This window comes from Micromonospora sp. BRA006-A (assembly GCF_033433935.1).
GTDB lineage: Bacteria > Actinomycetota > Actinomycetes > Mycobacteriales > Micromonosporaceae > Micromonospora > Micromonospora aurantiaca.
In genome coordinates this window covers 3,766,164-3,783,249 of sequence record NZ_JANCLW010000001.1, presented here as the reverse complement: position 1 = coordinate 3,783,249, position 17,086 = coordinate 3,766,164, and the positions used below count along the sequence as shown (strand labels likewise).

Here is a 17,086-nt window from a genome sequence, read left to right as displayed (position 1 = left end):
CCCGGGTCCGAGGGAGGCGCACATGGCGACGGTGGTGCGGGGCCTGCGGGAGGCGCTGGTGCTCTTCCTGATCGCCGCCGTGGTGATCGCGGCGGCGGTCGGCATCTGGGTGGCGGTCGGCGGCGGCGACTTCACGCACCGGCTGGGCGTGGCGTTCATGATCGTCGGCGCCGTGATCGGCATGACCGGCGACCTCACGCTGAGCCGCATCGGCATGCTGCCGGCCCGTTCGACCTTCGGTCTCGCGCCCGAGCGGGAGGACGGCGGCGGCGGGCGGGTGCTCACCGGCGTCGGCATCTTCCTGTTCGTCTCGGTGCCGCTGATCGTCGTCGGTGCGCTGCTGATCACCTGACGGCCGTCGCCGGACCGGTCAGCCCTCCGGCGAGCCGGGACTCACGAGGCCCGTCTCGTAGGCGACCACCACCGCCTGAACCCGGTCGCGCAGGCGGAGTTTGGCGAGGATGCGGGCGACGTGGGTCTTCACCGTCGCCTCGGACAGGTGCAGCGCCTCCGCGAGTTCGGCGTTGCTCAGGCCGCCGGCCAGCAGGCGCAGGACCTCCGTCTCGCGCCGGGTCAGCGTGGCCAGGTCGCGGTGCACGGCCGCCGTCTCCGGGTCGCGGCGGGCGAAGCGCCGCACCAGCCGGCGGGTGATGGCCGGTGCGAGCAGCGCGTCACCGTCCTGCACCATGCGTACGGCCGCCACCAGATGTTCCGGCGTCACGTCCTTGAGCAGGAAGCCGCTCGCCCCGGCGGCGAGCGCGGCGTAGACGTACTGGTCCAGGTCGAACGTGGTGAGGATGACGATCCGGGGCGCCGCGACGGCACTGCGGAGCGAGTAGCGCGCCCGGCGGCGTCGCGGGTGTCGGTGGGGCCGGTTATGGTCCCCGCACACTGCGGGCGATCAAGGAGACGGTGTGCGCAGATTCGAGTTCGTGGGCGGCGGTTCGGCCAAGTTCTGGGAGGTCGGGCAGAGCGACGCGACGGTGACGGTCCGCTATGGATCGATCGGCGCGCAGGGCCGCACCCAGGTCAAGGAACTGGGTTCGCCGGCCGAGGCCGCCGCGCACGCCGACCGGCTGATCGCGGAGAAACTGCGCAAGGGGTACGCCGAGGCGACGGTCGCGCCGTCCGCCGGGCACACCGGAACGCCCGCCGTCGAGCCGGCTGCGTCGAGCCGCGGCCCGGAAACGGCCGGTTCCGATCCGGCCGCCGCCGGTTCGGCCGGTAGCGTCCTGGCCGGGGCGCCGTCGGCCACATCGCAAGCCGGCGAGCTGCCGGACGAGGACGCGTTCGAGGTTCCGACCGCCTGGCGGCGGATGCTGGTCCCGCGCCGGGGCGGCACACCCGGCCCGGGCCTGCCGAGCGCCGCGAAGGGCCGTGCCGCCGGCCGCAAGGTGCTGGACTCGGTGGCCGCACCGGTCGCCGCCACCGCACGGGCCACCGACGATCCGGAGCTGGGCCCGGCGCTGCGCGGCTACCTCGACGGCCAGCCCGGTCCGCTGGGCGGTGCCGCGCTGGTGGCGGCAGTGGCCGTGGCGCTCGGCTATCACGCACGCGACCAGCAGGGGGTGGCCCTCGCCGACCTGCTGGCCGCCGATCTCGGCCCGGCCGGCGCGGCGGTCGCCGCGACCGAGCAGATCACCGTGGCGGCCACCGGGTCGGCGTCTCCGCTTTCGCTGGGCCGCGCCGAGGTGAACAAGGCGCACAACTACGGCCACTGGCGCCTGCGCCAGGGGGTGCTACGCCGGGTCCGCGCGCATCTCGCGGCGGCCCGCGAGGCCGACTACGCAGCGGCCCGCGCCGCCCTGGTCCCGTACCGGTCCGGGCCGCTGGCGGCGCGGGTGGTCACCTCGTTCCTGCTGCCGACCGAGCGGGAGTGGGTGGCCCAGGACGTCGCCGACGTGGCGCGCGAGGGGGGTCCGCTGCTCGCGGAACTGCTGCTCGGTGCGGTCGACGACGTGGACGCGATCCACAACCTCGCCGGGCACCTGCAGGTCTACCGGCTGATGTACGACCAGGCGCCGATCGTCACCGTCACGGCGGCGGTCGGGCCGCCGATCGCGCCGGTGCTGGCCGGGTGGTTCGACGACGAACACGTCGGCGCGGACGCGCGGCAGCGGCTCGTGTCGCTGCTGGCCGCCCTGCCCGGTGACGAGTCGATGGCGGCGCTGCTCGACCGGCTGGACCGTAAGTACGTCCCGCCCGCGATGACGGAGATGCTGCGCCGCTTCCCGGTGCGCGGCGTGCGCCTGCTGTCCGCCGCCGCCGAGGGGCGCAGCCCGGCCGCGCGGGAGGCCGCCACCCTGCTGCGTGCCCACGTGCTGGCCAATCCGGCCGCCGTCGAGGCGGCGCTGCCGGCGCTGGATCCGGCGGCGCGGGAACGGGTCGAGCGGATCCGCGACGACGCGTCCGCGCTGCCGGTCGCCGGGCCGGACCGGCTGCCGCCGGTGCTGGTGTCCCCGCCGTGGTCGGTCCGGCGCCCACGGTCCACCCCGCCGGTGGTGGACGGGCTGGCCCCTCCCGCCGGGTCCGCCACGGCCTGGCTGCCGGGCGAGCGGGAGCGGTGGGCCGCGGTCGTGCCCCGCTGGTCCGGCTGGTGGCGGGGCGACGACCTGACCGTGCTTGCCGCCGAGGTCGCCGCCGGGCGAGCCGGATCGTCAGCGGCGATCCACTTCTTCGTCCGGGCCACCGAGGAGCTGGCCCGGCCGCTGTTGCCGGCCTGGCGTCCCGACGAGTCCTGGGGCGCCGACGGGTGGATGACCCGCCTCGCCGGCCGGTACGAGCTGGACGCGCTGCCCGCCGCCCTGCACCTGGCCCGCACCGCGCCGAAGAGCGTCGGCGAGGTGCTGCTGCCGTACGCCGACGGTGAGGTCGCCGACCTGATGGCCGACTGGCTCGACCGGCTCAAGACGGTCCGCCCGGTCGCCCGGTCCTGGCTGCGGCGGCACCCGGAGTACGCCGCGCGGGCGCTGCTGCCTGCGGCCCTGGGCACGCCCGGCCCGCGCCGCCGGGCCGCCGAGCGGGCGCTGCGCCTGGTCGCCGCGGAGCACCGGGAGGTGCTCCTCGACGTGGCCCGGGAGCACGGCGAGGAGGCACTCGCCGCCGCCACGGCGATGCTCGACGCCGACCCGCTGGCCCAGCTCCCGGCCCGGATGCCGAGCCTGCCGGCGTGGCTGGACCCGGCGGTGCTGCCGCAGGTGCTGCTGCGGGACCGTTCGGCGGCGCTGCCCGCCGACGCGGTACGCCACCTCTGCACGATGCTCGCCATCTCCGCGCCCGGCGAGCCGTACCCGGGGGTGGAGGTCGTCCGCGCGGCGTGCGACACGGACTCCCTGACGGAGTTCGTCTGGGCGTTGTTCGAGAGCTGGCAGAGCGCCGGCGCGCCGTCGAAGGACGGCTGGGCGTTCACCGCGCTGGGGCTGCTCGGCGACGACTCGACCGCGCGGCGGCTCGCGCCGCTGGTGCGGGCCTGGCCGGGCGAGAGCCAGCACACCCGGGCGGTGACCGGCCTGGAGGTGCTGGCGCAGATCGGCACCGATGTGGCGCTGATGCACCTCTACGGCATCTCGCAGAAGGTGAAGTTCCGGGGCCTGCGGGAACAGGCGGCGCGCAAGGTCACCGAGGTCGCCGACGGGCTGGGCCTGACGCCCGAGCAGCTCGGCGACCGTCTGGTGCCCGACCTCGGGCTGGACGCCGACGGCAGCCTGGTCCTCGACTACGGGCCACGCCGGTTCACCGTCGGCTTCGACGAGCAGCTCAAGCCGTACGTGGTGGACGGCGCCGGCGCCCGCCGCAAGGACCTGCCCAAGCCCGGCGCGCGGGACGACGCCACGCTGGCGCCCGCCGCGCACAAGCGCTTCGCCGGCCTGAAGAAGGACGTACGCACGCTCGCCGCCGACCAGATCCGCCGCTTCGAGTCGGCGATGGTGATCGGGCGGCGCTGGCCGGCTGCCGACTTCCGCCGCTACTTCCTGTCCCACCCGCTGCTCTGGCACGTCGTCCGCCGGCTGGTCTGGGCCACTGTGGACGACGCCGGTCAGGTGGTCAGCGCGTTCCGGGTCGCCGAGGACCGCACGCTCGCCGACGTCGACGACGAGGCGTACACGCTGCCGGACGACGCGACGGTGGCCATCGCGCATCCGCTGAGCCTCGGTGCGGCGGTGCCGGCCTGGGCGGAGGTCTTCGCCGACTACGAGATCCTCCAGCCGTTCCCGCAGCTCGGCCGGGAGGTGTTCCGGCTGGACGCGGCCGAGCGCGCGGAGACGCTGCTGCGGCGGCACGCGGGTGTCACGGTCCCGGCCGGGCGGCTGCTCAGCCTGGAACGGCGGGGCTGGCGGCGCGGCGACCCGCAGGACGCGGGCATCCAGAGCTGGCTGGAGCGCGAGGTTCCCGGCGGCCGGGCCGTGGTGATCGACCTCGACCCCGGCATCGCGGTCGGGATCGTCGACATGTTCCCGGACCAGAAGATCGAGGCGATCTGGGTCAACGACGTGCCGTACGGCGGCTGGTTCCAGCGCGACGGCAAGGTCCGCCTCGGCGACCTGGACGACGTCACCCTCTCCGAGGTGCTGCGCGACCTGGCGGAGGTGACCCGGTGACCGCGCTCGACCCGTCCGCCGAGCGAGCGCAGCGGCCTCCGGCCGAGGTGCGGTACGCCGACGAGCTGGCCGCGCTGGCCGCGAACGACAGCGACCCGCGCCCGCCGGGCTGGCGGTTGAGCCTGCGCGCCGCGCGCCGGTTCATCCTCGGCGACCCGGCCGCCGGGGTCCGGCGCAAGTTCGTCGGCGACCCGTCGCTGATCGACCGGGCGCTGGTGGCGCTGGCGACCAGCCGCGGCCTGATGCTGGTCGGCGAACCCGGCACCGCCAAGTCGCTGCTGTCGGAGCTGCTCGCCGCCGCGGTCAGCGGCGACTCCACGCTGACCATCCAGGGTGGCGCGGCCACCACCGAGGACCAGATCCGCTACTCGTGGAACTACGCGCTGCTGGTTGCCGACGGCCCGTCGCCGCGCGCCCTGGTGGCGGCGCCGCTGCTGCGCGGCATGGCCGAGGGGCGGGTGGTCCGCTTCGAGGAGATCACCCGCTGCCCGCTGGAGGTTCAGGACTGCCTGCTCTCCCCGCTGTCGGACCGCGTGCTCGCCGTTCCGGAGCTGCCGGGCGCCGACGCCATGGTGTTCGCCCGTGAGGGCTTCAACGTGATCGCCACCGCGAACACCAGGGACCGGGGCGTCAACGAGATGAGCGCCGCGCTCAAGCGGCGGTTCAACTTCGAGACCGTCTTCCCGATCCCCGACCTCGGCACCGAGCTGGAACTGGTGGAGGCCGAGGCGGGCGAGTTGCTGCGCCGCTCCGGCGTGACCGCGCCGCCCCGGCGCGACCTGCTGGAGGTGCTGGTCACCACGTTCCGGGAGCTGCGGACCGGGATCACCGAACGCGGCGACGCGATGGAGCGGCTGTCGGCGGTGATGAGCACCGCCGAGGCGGTGTCGGTGGCGCACGCGGTCGGGCTGCGCGGCTGGTTCCTGCGCGGGGAACCCGGCGACGCCGCCGACCTGGTCGCCTGCCTGGCCGGCACCGCCGCGAAGGACGACGCGGAGGACCTGGCCCGGCTGCGGCGCTACCTGGAGCAGCAGGTGTCCCGCCGTTCCGGCGCGCAGTGGCGGGCGGTGCACGACGCCCGCCACCTGCTGCCCGGGTGAGCACCGTCGAGGCGCCCGGCGGCGTCACGTTCCTCGGCGTCCGGCACCACAGCCCGGCCTGCGCCCGGCTGGTCGCGGCCACGGTGGCGCGGCTGCGCCCGGCGTACGTGCTGGTGGAGGGGCCTGCTGACCTGAACGGGCGGATGGACGAGCTGCTGCTAGACCACGAGCTGCCGATCGCCGTGTTCACCGCGCACCGCGACGGCACCCGGCGGCACGCCTCGTGGAGCCCGTTCTGCGCGTACTCGCCGGAGTGGGTGGCGCTGACCGCCGGTCGAGAGGTGGGCGCGCAGCTGCGCTTCATCGACCTGCCCGCGTGGCATCCGGCGCTGTCCGACCGCGCCAACCGGTACGCCGACGCCGACCAGCGGTACGCCGAGGCTGTGCGCCGGCTGTGCGCCACACTCGCCGTGGACAACGTGGACGCGCTGTGGGACCACCTGTTCGAGATCGGTCCGGACGACGGGCTCGCCGAGCGCCTGGACACATACTTCGACGTGCTGCGCGGCGAGTCGGCGGCCGGGGCTGACGACACCGCCCGGGAGGCGTACATGGCCCGCTGGGTACGCGCCGCCCGGCGCCGGGCCGCCGGCCGGCCGGTGCTGGTGGTGACCGGCGGCTTCCACCGTCCCGCCCTGGTCCGGCTGACCGCCGGCGACGACGCAGCGGACGACGACTGGCCGGAGGTTCCCGCTCCCGCACCGGACGCGGTGGCGGGCAGCTACCTCGTGCCGTACTCGTTCCGGCGCCTGGACGCGTTCGTCGGCTACCAGTCCGGGATGCCGTCACCGGCGTACTACCAGCGGGTGTGGGAGGACGGCCCGCGCCGGGCCGCGGAGGCGCTCACCGAGGCGGTGGCGGCCCGGCTGCGCACCCGGCGGCAGCAGGTCTCCACCGCCGACCTGATCGCCGCCCGGAGCATGGCCGGCGGCCTGGCCCGGCTGCGCGGCCACGCCCACCCGGGCCGGGTCGACGTGCTCGACGCCCTGGTGTCCGCGCTGGTCACCGATGCGCTCGACCAGCCGCTGCCGTGGGCGACCCGGGGCACCCTGGCACCCGGCGCCCACCCGGTGGTGGTGGAGATGGTGGCCGCGCTCAGCGGCGACCGGGTCGGCCGCCTGCACCCGGACACGCCGCTGCCGCCGCTCGTCCACGACGTCGACGCCGAGCTGGCACGGCACCGGATCGATCCGCACGAGGCGGCCGAACTGGACCTGACAGCCGCCGACGACCTGGCCCGCAGCCGCCTGCTGCACCGGCTGCGGCTGCTCGACGTACCGGGTCACGTCCGCGAACGCGGCCCCCGGGTGGGCGCGGACGCGCTGCTCACCGAACGCTGGTCGCCGGCGCCGTCGGCGGACCGGCTCGCCCGGGTGATCGAGGCGGGCGGGTACGGGCCGACCGTCCTGGACGCCGTCACCGCCCGGATCGAGGAGCGGGTGACGCTGCTCGGCGCGGACGTCGACGCGCTCGCCACGACGCTGTTCGACACCGCGCTGGCCGGGCTGCCCGAGCACTCCAACCGGACGCTCACCGCGATCGCCCGTGCCACCGGCTCGGTCACCGACCTGCGGGCGCTGGGCCGGGCGCTCGCAGTGGCGCTGGCCCTGTGGCGGCACGACCGGCTGCTCGGCAGCGCCGGGACCGCCCCGCTCGGCGCGCTGATCACCGCCGCCGTACGCCGGGCGCTCTGGCTCGTCGAGGGTGTGCGCGCCACGGCCGCACCGGCCGACCCGGGCCGGCTCGCCGCGCTCGTCGCGGTCCGGGACGCGGTCCGTCACGCTGGCCCGGCGCTGGGGCTCGACCGGCACGGCGCGCTGGCCGTGGCCGGGCGGGTGGCGGCCGACCCGGCGGCCCCGCCGGACCTGCGCGGCGCGGCGCTGGGCCTGGCCTGGTCGCTGGGGGACGTGCCGGACGCGGCCCGCGCGGTCCGGGCCGTGGCCGCGCCGGACACGCTCGGCGACTGGCTGTCCGGGCTGTTCGCGCTGGCCCGGGAGGAGGTGGTCAGCGGCGACGCGGCGCTGCTCACAGTGGTGGACGAACTGCTTGCCGCGATGGGCGCGCACGACTTCCTGGTGGCGCTGCCCGCGCTGCGGCAGGCGTTCGGCTGGTTCCCGCCCCGGGAGCGGGCGGAGGTGGCCCGGCACGTGCAGGCGCTGCACGGCGGCGGCGCGCCGCCCGGTGACCTGCTGCGGCTGGACGCCGACCCGCTGCTGGTGGCCGCCGCCCGCGCGGTGGAGGAACGGGTCGACGCGGTGCTGACCCGGGAGGGGCTGTGGGAGGGGGACCGGACGTGACCGACCCGATGCGGGAACGCTGGCGGCTGGTGCTCGGCGACGCCGCGCAGGACAGCCTGGGCGGCCTGTCAGCCGAGGCGGCCGGCCGGGACGCCGCGCTGGACTGGCTCTACGGCCGGGACGCCGAACTCGGCCGCCGCGACGTGCGGCGTGGGGGGTCCGGCCCGTCCGCGCTGACCACTGTGGACTGGCTGGACGGGATCACGCGGCTGTTCCCGAAGGAGACGGTGCAGCGGCTGGAACGCGACGCGGTCGAGCGGTACGGCATCCACGAGGTCGTCACCGACCCGGCGGTGCTGGCCCGGGTCGAGCCGAACCCGGCGCTGCTGCGCGCGGTGCTGCGCACCAAGCACCTGATGGATCCGCAGGTGCTGCGGCTGGCCCGCAAGCTGGTCGAGGCGGTGGTGCGGCAACTGGTCGAGCGGCTGGCCGCCGACATCAGGCAGTCGTTCTCCGGGCCCCGCGCGCGACGCCCCAGCCGGTTCCGGCAGGCCCGCAACTTCGACGTACGCCGCACCATCCGGGCGAACCTGGCGCACTGGCGGCCGGACGAGCGCCGCCTGCACGTCCGGCAGCCGCACTTCTTCTCCCGTACCCGCCGGCACCTGGACCGCTGGCAGGTGATCCTGCTGGTGGACCAGTCCGGCTCGATGCTCGGCTCGGTGATCCACGCCGCGGTGACCGCCGCCTGCCTGTGGGGGCTACCCGGCGTACGGACCCACCTGGTCGCGTTCGACACCGACGTGGTCGACCTGACCTCCGACGTGGACGACCCGGTGGAGCTGCTGATGAAGGTGCAGCTCGGAGGCGGTACCGACATCGCCCGCGCGGTCGCGTACGGCGCGCAACTCGTGGAGAACCCACGCCGGGCCATCGTCGCGCTGGTGTCGGACTTCTACGAGGGCGGCGACGCCGGACGCCTGGTCCGGTCGGTGAAGCAGCTCGTGGAGCAGGGCACGCACGTGCTCGCCCTCGCGGCGCTGGACGAGGAGGCCGACCCGGCGTACGACCGGGCCACCGCCCAGCGGCTGGCCGACGTGGGCGCGGCAGTAGGCGCGATGACGCCGGGCGAGCTGGCCGCGTTCGTGGCCGAGCACGTGGGCCGGTAGGGGGACCGGATGACCCGTGACGACCTGATCGCGCTCACCCCGGACGTGCTGGCCGCACTGAGCAACAGGGGCCTGGTGAAGCGCGCCACGAAGGAGGTCGACGCCGGCGAGCTGCCCGCGCTCACCGAGGACGCCGGCGGCGCGGTGCGTGCCGCGTACCCGGACGGGGTGACTGTGACGCTGCCCGTGGGCGGCGGCCTCGCGGCCGGGATCTGCTCCTGCCCGGCGCCCGGCGTGTGCCGGCACCTGCTCGCCGTCGTGCTGACGTACCAGCGCACGTACGCCGACGCCCCGGACCGCGAGGCCGCCCCGGACCGCGAGGCCCCGCGGGACGGGGAGGCCGCGCGGGCCCGGGAGGACACCGCAGCCGGGAGCGAGGCGTGGCGGTGGTCGCCGGGCGACGTCACCGACGAGGAACTGGCTGCCGCGATCGGCACCCCGGCGCTCACGGCCGCGCGACGGCGGCTGCGGCGCGGCTACGCCGCCGTGGTCCACCGGCCGGACGCCGCCGACCCGGTCCCGCGTGTGGAGCTGCCCACCGGCACGGTCCGCTTCCTGGTGCCCCGCCGGATCGGGTACGCGCGCGGCGACGCGGCCGGCGACGGCGGCGAGGCGATCGCGCTCGCCGTGTGGGCGTGCCGGGCGGCCGACCGGGAACACCCGGACCGTCCCGAGGCGCAGGTACACGTCGGCGGAACCGCCACCGTGACGGAGCATCCGGCGCTGGACGCGGCGGTGGGGCTCGCCGCCGACGTGCTGCTGACCGGGGCCGCGCACCTGGGTTCCGGCGTGGACGCCCGGCTCGCCGCCGTCCGCCGTGACCTCGACGCGGCCGGTCTGCGCTGGCCGCTGCTCGCCGTGGAGGACGTGGCCGGGCAACTGGAGGCGTACGCCGCGCGCGGCGCCCGGTACCGGCCGGAGACCCTCGCCGACCTGCTCGCCGAGTTGCCCGCCCGGCGGCGCGCGGTCGTCAACGCCGGCGCCACCCCGGCGGAGCGGGTACTCGGCACCCACGAGCCGGCGGAGACGCCGCTGCGGCGGGTACGCCTGACCGGCCTCGGTGCCCGGGTCCGCGAAAGTGGCGGCGAGGTGGGCGTGGACGTGGTGCTCGCCCATCCGGCGGCCGTCTCGGTGCTGGTGCTGCGCCGCGCCTACCCGGTCACCGACGACGGCCCGCCCACCGGCCACGAACTGGCCGGGCGGCGCGTCACCGGCACCACGCTCGGCGCGCTCGCCACCGGCAACGTGGTCTCCGAGTCGGCGGTGCGCAGCGCCGCGCACCGGCTCCGGATCGCCGCCGGCCGGCTGGCCCGCACCACTGTCACCCCCGGGGCGGGGGAGTGGTCCGGCCTCCCGCCCGGCCTGCTCACCCGCGACCCGGACGCGCTCGCCGCCGAGCTGGCCGGGCGGCCACCCCGGCTGCTGCGTCCCCGCACCGCCGCCGAGTCGGTGCGGGTGCTCGCGCTCGGCGAGGTGCGCGCCATCGGGTACGTGGCCGGCGAGCAGCGTTTGCACGCCACTGTGGCCGGGGCCGACGGCGGCACGGCGACGATCACCGCCGCCCACCACGCCGCCGCCCCTGGTGCACTCGACGCGCTCGCGGCCGCGCTGGACGGCACGCACGGGCCGCCGCGCTACGTCAGCGGGACGGTGCGCCGGGGCGCCGACGGGCTCGTCGTCGAGCCGCTGGCGGTGGTCGCCGACGCTGTGGTCGTACCCGATCTGGCACCCGGGGTGGGCGACGGCCGGCTGGCCGGCGCGGTCGACGCCCGGCCCGACCCGGTCGCCGCGGCGCTGGGTGCGGCGTCGGCGCTGCTCGCGCAGGCCGCGCACACCGGCCTGCGGCACCTGCCGGCCGGGTTCCCGGAACGGCTGCACGCGACGGCGGCCGGGCTCGCCGCGGTCGGCCTGGACCGCTGCGGCGCGACAGTGTCCGCCCTGGCCGGTGCGCTCGGCGCCGACCCGGGCGAACCGGCGGTACGGGCCTGGGTGGACGCCTGGATCCGGCTGTCGCTGACGGCGGAGTCCCGGTGAGCCGGTCCCCACGGCCGGTCCGGGTCGCTACGGTGTGACGGTGGCGACCACGGCGGCGCAGGAGATCCAGGTGGGGGAGCGGCTGGTCCGCGTCTCCAGCCCCGACAAGCCCTACTTCCCGGAGCGCGGGCTGACCAAGCTGGACGTGATCAGCTACTTCCTGTCCGTCGGCGACGGCATCCTGCGCGCGCTGCGGGACCGGCCGACGATGCTGGAACGCTGGCCGCGCGGCGTGTTCGAGGGCGCGAAGGTCGCCACCCGGCAGACCAACAAGGGCGACGCGTTCTACCAGAAGCGGCTCCCGGCGGGCGCGCCCGGCTGGGTCCGCACCGCGCACATCACGTTCCCCAGTGGGCGTACCGCCGACGAGGTCGCGCCGAGCGAGCTGGCCGTGGTGATCTGGGCGGCCAACCTGGGCACGCTGCGGTTCCACCCGTGGCCGGTGTCGAAGGACGACGTGGAACACCCCGACCAGCTGCGCATCGACCTCGACCCGATGCCGGGTGTCGACTTCGCGCGGGTGGTGCCGGTGGCGCACGAGGTACGCGCGTTCCTGACGGAGCTGGGCCTGGAGGGCTTCCCGAAGACCACCGGCGGGCGCGGCATCCACGTCTACGTCTCGATCGAGCCGCGCTGGAGCTTCGGTGAGTGCCGGCGGGCGGTGCTCGCGCTGGGCCGGGAGATGCAGCGCCGCCTGCCCGACCTGGTCACCACCACCTGGTGGCGCGACCAGCGGGACCGGCCGGTCTTCGTCGACTACAACCAGATGGCCCGCGACCACACCATGACCTCGGCGTACTCGATCAGGCCGACGCCGGCGGCGCTGGTCTCGGCGCCGCTGGAGTGGTCCGAGCTGGACGACGCCCGCCCGGAGGACTTCGACGTGCTCAGCATGCCCGCGCGGTTCGCCGGGCGGGGCGACCCGCACGCCGGGCTGGACGGGCGGCGGTACTCGCTGGAGGCGCTGCTGGAGCGGGCCGACGCCGAGGGGCTGGAGTCGCCGCCGGAACGCTGACCGGTCAGTCCCAGGGGCTCTGCGTACCGTCGAACTCCTCGAACACCAGCCAGGTACGTGTGGACAGCACCCCGGCGATGCTCTGCACCCGGTCCAGCACCACGTCCCGCAACGTCGCGTTGTCCGGTGCCCGGACCAGGGCGAGGACGTCGTGCTCGCCGCTGAGCAGCGCCGCGTGCTCGATGTAGCGCACCCGGGCCAGCTCGGCGGAGACCTCCCGCCAGGTGTTCTGTTCGATGGTCAGCGCGATGTACGCCGAGGTGCCCAGCCCGGCCGGCTCCGGCGCGACCCGCGCGGTGAACCCGGTCAGCACGCCGTCGCGCAGCAGCCGCTCCACCCGGGCGTACGCGTTGGTGCGGGAGACGTGCACCCGTTCGGCGAGCGTACGGATGGACGTGCGGGCGTCGCGGACCAGTTCGCGCAGGATCCGCCGATCCACCTCGTCCAGCGGCCCGGCCGAACGTCCCGTTCCGCCCGCCGCGCCCGGTGTGGCGCCGGTCTCCTGGCTCACCTCAGCCGCCCTCCTGTGCCATTCGTCCCGCGTTCATCCCGCATGTTGAGTCAATCATCCACGACCGGGAGCATAGGGCCACCACACGTCCAGGAGGTCCCCGCCGTGACGACCACACCCCAGGCGGTCCGCAGGGCATCCCCGCGCACCCGCCGGAAGTCCACCCCGGCCGCACCCGACCCGTCGGCCGGCTTCATGCCGCAGCGGGAGCCGGTCCGGCTGCTCGAACCCGACGGGACCCCGCTGCCGGCCCGCGACGACTACCCGGAGCCGCCGGTCGAGACGCTGCGCGAGATGTACCGGCGGATGGTCGTCGGCCGCCGCTTCGACGTGCAGGCCACCGCGCTGACCAAGCAGGGCCGCCTCGCCGTCTACCCGTCCGCGCGTGGCCAGGAGGCGTGCCAGATCGGCGGCGTCCTCGCGCTGCGCGAGGACGACTGGGTGTTCCCCACGTACCGCGAGTCGATGGCGCTCACCGCGCGCGGCCTCGACCCGGTCGAGGTGCTCACGCTGCTGCGCGGCGACTGGCACTGCGGGTACGACCCGGCCGCCACGCACACCGCGCCGCAGTGCACGCCGCTCGCCACCCAGTGCGTGCACGCCGCCGGGCTGGCCTACGGCGAGTCGTACCAGGGGCGCGACACCGTGGCGCTGGCGTTCATCGGCGACGGCGCCACCAGCGAGGGCGACTTCCACGAGGGCATCAACTTCGCCGCCGTGTTCAAGGCGCCCGTCGTCTACCTGGTGCAGAACAACAAGTACGCGATCAGCGTGCCGCTGTCCCGGCAGACCGCCGCGCCCAGCCTCGCGTACAAGGGCGTCGGCTACGGCGTACCCAGCGAGCAGGTAGACGGCAACGACCCGGTGGCCGTCCTGGCGGTGCTGGAGCGCGCCGTCGCGCACGCCCGCGCCGGCAAGGGCCCCTACCTGGTCGAGGCGCACACGTACCGGATGGAACCGCACACGAACGCCGATGACCAGACCCGCTACCGCGACGCCGACGAGGTCGAGGCGTGGCGCGACCGCGACCCGATCGCCCGGCTCGAGGCGTACCTGCGGGCCAAGGGCGTCCTCGACGACGCCGCCGTCGCGGCGATCGCCGAGGAGGCCGAGGAGTACGCCGCGACGCTGCGCCGCCGGATGGACTCCCAGCCGACAGTGGACCCGCTGAGCCTGTTCGACCACGTGTACGCCGAGCCGACGCCGCAACTCGTCGAGCAGCGCGAGATGGTCCGGGCCGAGCTGGCCGCCGACGCGGAGGGGGACGACTGATGGCCACCATGACCATGGCGAAGGCACTCAACGCCGCGCTCGCCGACGCGATGCTCGACGACGACCGCGTGCTCGTCTTCGGCGAGGACGTCGGCCAGCTCGGCGGCGTCTTCCGGATCACCGACGGGCTTCAGGCCCGGTTCGGCGACAAGCGCTGCTTCGACACCCCGCTCGCCGAGGCCGGCATCGTCGGGTTCGCCGTCGGCCTCGCCATGTCCGGGCTGCGGCCGGTCGTCGAGATGCAGTTCGACGCGTTCGCGTACCCGGCGTTCGAGCAGATCGCCTCGCACGTGGCGAAGCTGCGCAACCGCACCCGTGGCGCGCTGAGCGTGCCGATCGTCATCCGGGTGCCGTACGCCGGTGGCATCGGCGGCGTGGAGCACCACTGCGACTCGTCCGAGGCGTACTACGCGCACACCCCCGGCCTGAAGGTGGTCACGCCCGCGACCGTGGACGACGCGTACTCGCTGCTGCGCGCCGCCATCGACGACCCGGACCCGGTGGTGTTCCTGGAGCCCAAGAAGCTCTACTTCACCAGCGCCGAGGCGGAGCTGCCCGCCCGTACCGCGCCGATCGGCAGCGCCGTGGTACGCCGCCCCGGCACGGACGCGACGCTGATCGCGTACGGGCCGGCGGTGCCGGTGGCGCTGGCCGCCGCCGAGGCCGCCCGCGAGGAGGGCTGGGACCTGGAGGTCGTCGACGTGCGCAGCATCGTGCCGTTCGACGACGCCACAGTCACCGCCTCGGTACGCCGTACCGGCCGGTGCGTGGTGATCCAGGAGGCGCAGGGCTTCGCCGGCGTCGGCGCGGAGATCGCCGCCCGGGTGCAGGAACGCTGCTTCCACGCGCTGCACGCCCCGGTGCTGCGGGTGTCCGGCCTGGACATCCCGTACCCGGCGCCGATGCTGGAGCACACCCACCTGCCGTCGGTCGACCGGGTGCTGGACGCCGTGGCCCGGCTGCAGTGGGACGACCAGCCCGACACGAGGTGGGTGGCGGCATGACCGAACGCACCGAGCGGAGCGAGGGCCGTGAGGGCATGCCCGGCCGGCACATCATGACCGAACGCACCGAGCGGAGCGAGGGCCGTGAGGGCATGCCCGGTCAGCACGGCATGACCGAACGCACCGAGCGGAGCGAGGGCCGTGAGGGCATGCCCGGCCCGCACGGCATGACAGCGGCGGTCGGACCCCGGGACTTCCTTCTGCCGGACCTCGGGGAAGGGCTGAGCGAGGCGGAGATCGTCGAGTGGCGGGTCGCCGTCGGCGACGTGGTCACCGTGGACCAGACGGTGGTCGAGGTGGAGACCGCCAAGGCCGTGGTCGACGTGCCGTGCCCGTACGCCGGACGGGTCGTGGCCCTGCACGGCGCGGCCGGTGAGGTACGCCCGGTCGGCCAGCCACTCATCACCATCGCCCCGCTCGACGACGCTCCCGACCCGCACGCCACCTACCGTGAGGAGGAGCGGGCTGGGTCGGGCAACGTCCTGATCGGGTACGGCACCGGCCACGGCGGTACGGGACGCCGACGGCGCCGGCCCCGGCTGGCGCTGGCCCCCGAGCCCGGTACGCCGGCCGCGGCGGACCCCGTGTCCGGTCCGGCGGCCGGCGCTCCGGCTCCGGTCGGCTCTCCCGCTCCGGCGGGTCCGGTTCCGGCGGGTTCGTCGCGTCCGGCGGGCCCGGATTCGGCGGGCTTGCCGGCTCTGAACGGCACGGCCGCCCCGGCGGACCGCTCGGCTGAGCCGGCACCGACCGGCGTGCGGTCGGCGCCGCTGGTCATCTCGCCGATCGTGCGGCGGCTGGCCAAGGAGCACGGCATCGACCTCGCGTCGCTGCGCGGCACCGGGCCGGGCGGCGTGATCCGCCGGGCCGACCTGGACGCCGCCGTGGCCGCCCCCGCACCGGCGACCCGGCTCGCAGCGGTGCCGGACGCCCCGGCCGCCCATGCCGCCCACGTCGGGCTCGTCCCGGCCGGCGACGGCGACACGGTCATCCCGCTCACCGGCATCCGCAAGGTGATCGCCGACAAGCTCTCCCGCAGCCGGCGGGAGATCCCCGAGGTGACCATCTGGGTCGACGTGGACGCCACCGGCCTGCTGGAGACGCGCGCCGCGATCAACGCGGCCACCCCTGACACGCCGGTGAGCATCCTGGCGCTGCTGGCCCGGATCTGCCTCAGCGGCCTGCGGAGGTACCCGCAGCTCAACGCGCACGTCGACACCGAGGGCCAGCGGATCATCCAGTCCGCGGGCGTGCACCTGGGCATCGCCGCGCAGACCGACAGGGGCCTGGTCGTGCCGGTGCTGCGCGACGCGCAGCGGCTCACCACCCGGGAGCTGGCCGCCGCGCTCGCCGAGACCACTGCGGCGGCCCGGGCCGGCACGCTGCCGCCGGCGCGGCTGACCGGCGGGACGTTCACGCTCAACAACTACGGCGTGTTCGGGGTGGACGGCTCCACGCCGATCATCAACCACCCGGAGGCGGCGCTGCTCGGCGTCGGCCGGATCGTGGACAAGCCGTGGGTGGTGGACGGGCAGCTCGCCGTCCGCAAGGTGACCCAGATCAGCCTCACCTTCGACCACCGCGTCTGCGACGGCGGCGTGGCCGGCGGCTTCCTGCGCCACGTGGCGGACTGCGTCGAGCAGCCCGCCCTCCTGGTAGCCAACGTCTGACCCCGCCGTCCCGGCCCCGGCCCTCCCCACGGAGAGCCGGGGCCGCTTCCGTCCCCGCCGCCCGCCCGCTCGCGATCTTGCACTTGCGGCCCGCGGTGTGCCCGATTCGCACCCTTCTCCAGGGCCGAAACTGCAAGATCGCGCGGCAGTGGTGCGGGCGGCGCGGCGGCAGTGCGGGTGGCGCGGACGAGAGCCGGGCTCGGCCGGCCTGCGGTGTCCAGCGCCGCCCTTGCGAGATCGTTGTTCCGACGGGTGGGACCGGTCGAGATCTTGGTACGAAAGTGCCCCTATGGGGGCCGTTTCGTACCAAGATCGCGCTCTGCCTCGCGCCTCCGTCCGTCGATCATGAGGTTGACGGGGACAAAATGGACGCTATCCGCCGCCAACCTCATGATCGACGGACCGGGGGCGAGCCCGGCGGTGGGTGAGGGGGTGGGGAACCGGGCGGAGGGCGCGTGGGGCGCAACCGGGGACGGGAA

The 17,086-nt window shown here is 75.6% G+C and carries 12 protein-coding genes; 10 read left to right on the top strand and 2 right to left on the bottom strand.

Annotated features, from left to right (window positions below; genetic code table 11):
- Positions 1 to 22: 22 nt before the first annotated feature.
- The gene (locus tag NMK34_RS17215; RefSeq protein WP_135240406.1) at positions 23 to 352 is read left to right on the top strand and encodes a hypothetical protein; all 330 of its coding nucleotides are present in this window, start codon (positions 23 to 25) and stop codon (positions 350 to 352) included.
- Positions 353 to 370: 18 nt separating this feature from the next.
- Here the strand turns inward: NMK34_RS17215 and NMK34_RS17210 are convergent, their stop codons facing one another.
- The gene (locus tag NMK34_RS17210) at positions 371 to 892 is read right to left on the bottom strand and encodes a response regulator transcription factor (protein WP_318334270.1); all 522 of its coding nucleotides are present in this window, start codon (positions 890 to 892) and stop codon (positions 371 to 373) included.
- Positions 893 to 914: 22 nt separating this feature from the next.
- Between NMK34_RS17210 and NMK34_RS17205 the strand changes: the two genes are divergently transcribed.
- The 6 genes from NMK34_RS17205 to NMK34_RS17180 are packed head-to-tail and all read left to right on the top strand — an operon-like array spanning position 915 to position 12,153.
- Positions 915 to 4,598 (top strand): DUF4132 domain-containing protein, encoded by a 3,684-nt coding sequence (locus tag NMK34_RS17205; protein WP_318334269.1) that lies wholly within the window; start codon positions 915 to 917, stop codon positions 4,596 to 4,598.
- Positions 4,595 to 5,698: an AAA family ATPase gene (locus tag NMK34_RS17200; RefSeq protein ID WP_318334268.1), complete on the top strand. Its 1,104-nt coding sequence runs from the start codon at positions 4,595 to 4,597 to the stop codon at positions 5,696 to 5,698. The genes NMK34_RS17205 and NMK34_RS17200 overlap by 4 nt, the downstream gene beginning before the upstream one ends.
- Positions 5,695 to 7,995 (top strand): DUF5682 family protein, encoded by a 2,301-nt coding sequence (locus NMK34_RS17195; protein ID WP_318334267.1) that lies wholly within the window; start codon positions 5,695 to 5,697, stop codon positions 7,993 to 7,995. The genes NMK34_RS17200 and NMK34_RS17195 overlap by 4 nt, the downstream gene beginning before the upstream one ends.
- The gene (locus NMK34_RS17190) at positions 7,992 to 9,104 is read left to right on the top strand and encodes a VWA domain-containing protein (protein ID WP_318334266.1); all 1,113 of its coding nucleotides are present in this window, start codon (positions 7,992 to 7,994) and stop codon (positions 9,102 to 9,104) included. Before NMK34_RS17195 ends, NMK34_RS17190 begins: the two co-directional genes overlap by 4 nt.
- A 9-nt stretch (positions 9,105 to 9,113) precedes the next feature.
- Positions 9,114 to 11,138: a hypothetical protein gene (locus NMK34_RS17185; RefSeq protein WP_318334265.1), complete on the top strand. Its 2,025-nt coding sequence runs from the start codon at positions 9,114 to 9,116 to the stop codon at positions 11,136 to 11,138.
- Between the two features lie 34 nt (positions 11,139 to 11,172).
- A complete protein-coding gene (locus NMK34_RS17180) occupies positions 11,173 to 12,153 on the top strand; it encodes a DNA polymerase domain-containing protein (RefSeq protein WP_318334264.1) in 981 nt (326 codons plus the stop codon).
- 4 nt (positions 12,154 to 12,157) lie between these two features.
- Here the strand turns inward: NMK34_RS17180 and NMK34_RS17175 are convergent, their stop codons facing one another.
- A complete protein-coding gene (locus NMK34_RS17175) occupies positions 12,158 to 12,664 on the bottom strand; it encodes an Lrp/AsnC family transcriptional regulator (protein ID WP_013286599.1) in 507 nt (168 codons plus the stop codon).
- 72 nt (positions 12,665 to 12,736) lie between these two features.
- Between NMK34_RS17175 and pdhA the strand changes: the two genes are divergently transcribed.
- From pdhA to NMK34_RS17160, 3 genes are all read left to right on the top strand, one after another.
- Positions 12,737 to 13,936 carry a pyruvate dehydrogenase (acetyl-transferring) E1 component subunit alpha gene (pdhA, locus tag NMK34_RS17170; RefSeq protein ID WP_318336365.1) on the top strand — a complete coding sequence of 400 codons (1,200 nt, stop codon included), beginning with the start codon at positions 12,737 to 12,739 and terminating at the stop codon, positions 13,934 to 13,936.
- Positions 13,936 to 14,940: an alpha-ketoacid dehydrogenase subunit beta gene (locus tag NMK34_RS17165; protein WP_318334263.1), complete on the top strand. Its 1,005-nt coding sequence runs from the start codon at positions 13,936 to 13,938 to the stop codon at positions 14,938 to 14,940. The genes pdhA and NMK34_RS17165 overlap by 1 nt, the downstream gene beginning before the upstream one ends.
- 167 nt (positions 14,941 to 15,107) lie before the next feature.
- Complete coding sequence (locus NMK34_RS17160; RefSeq protein ID WP_318336364.1) at positions 15,108 to 16,607, top strand: dihydrolipoamide acetyltransferase family protein; 1,500 nt, start codon at positions 15,108 to 15,110, stop codon at positions 16,605 to 16,607.
- Positions 16,608 to 17,086 lie beyond the last annotated feature (479 nt).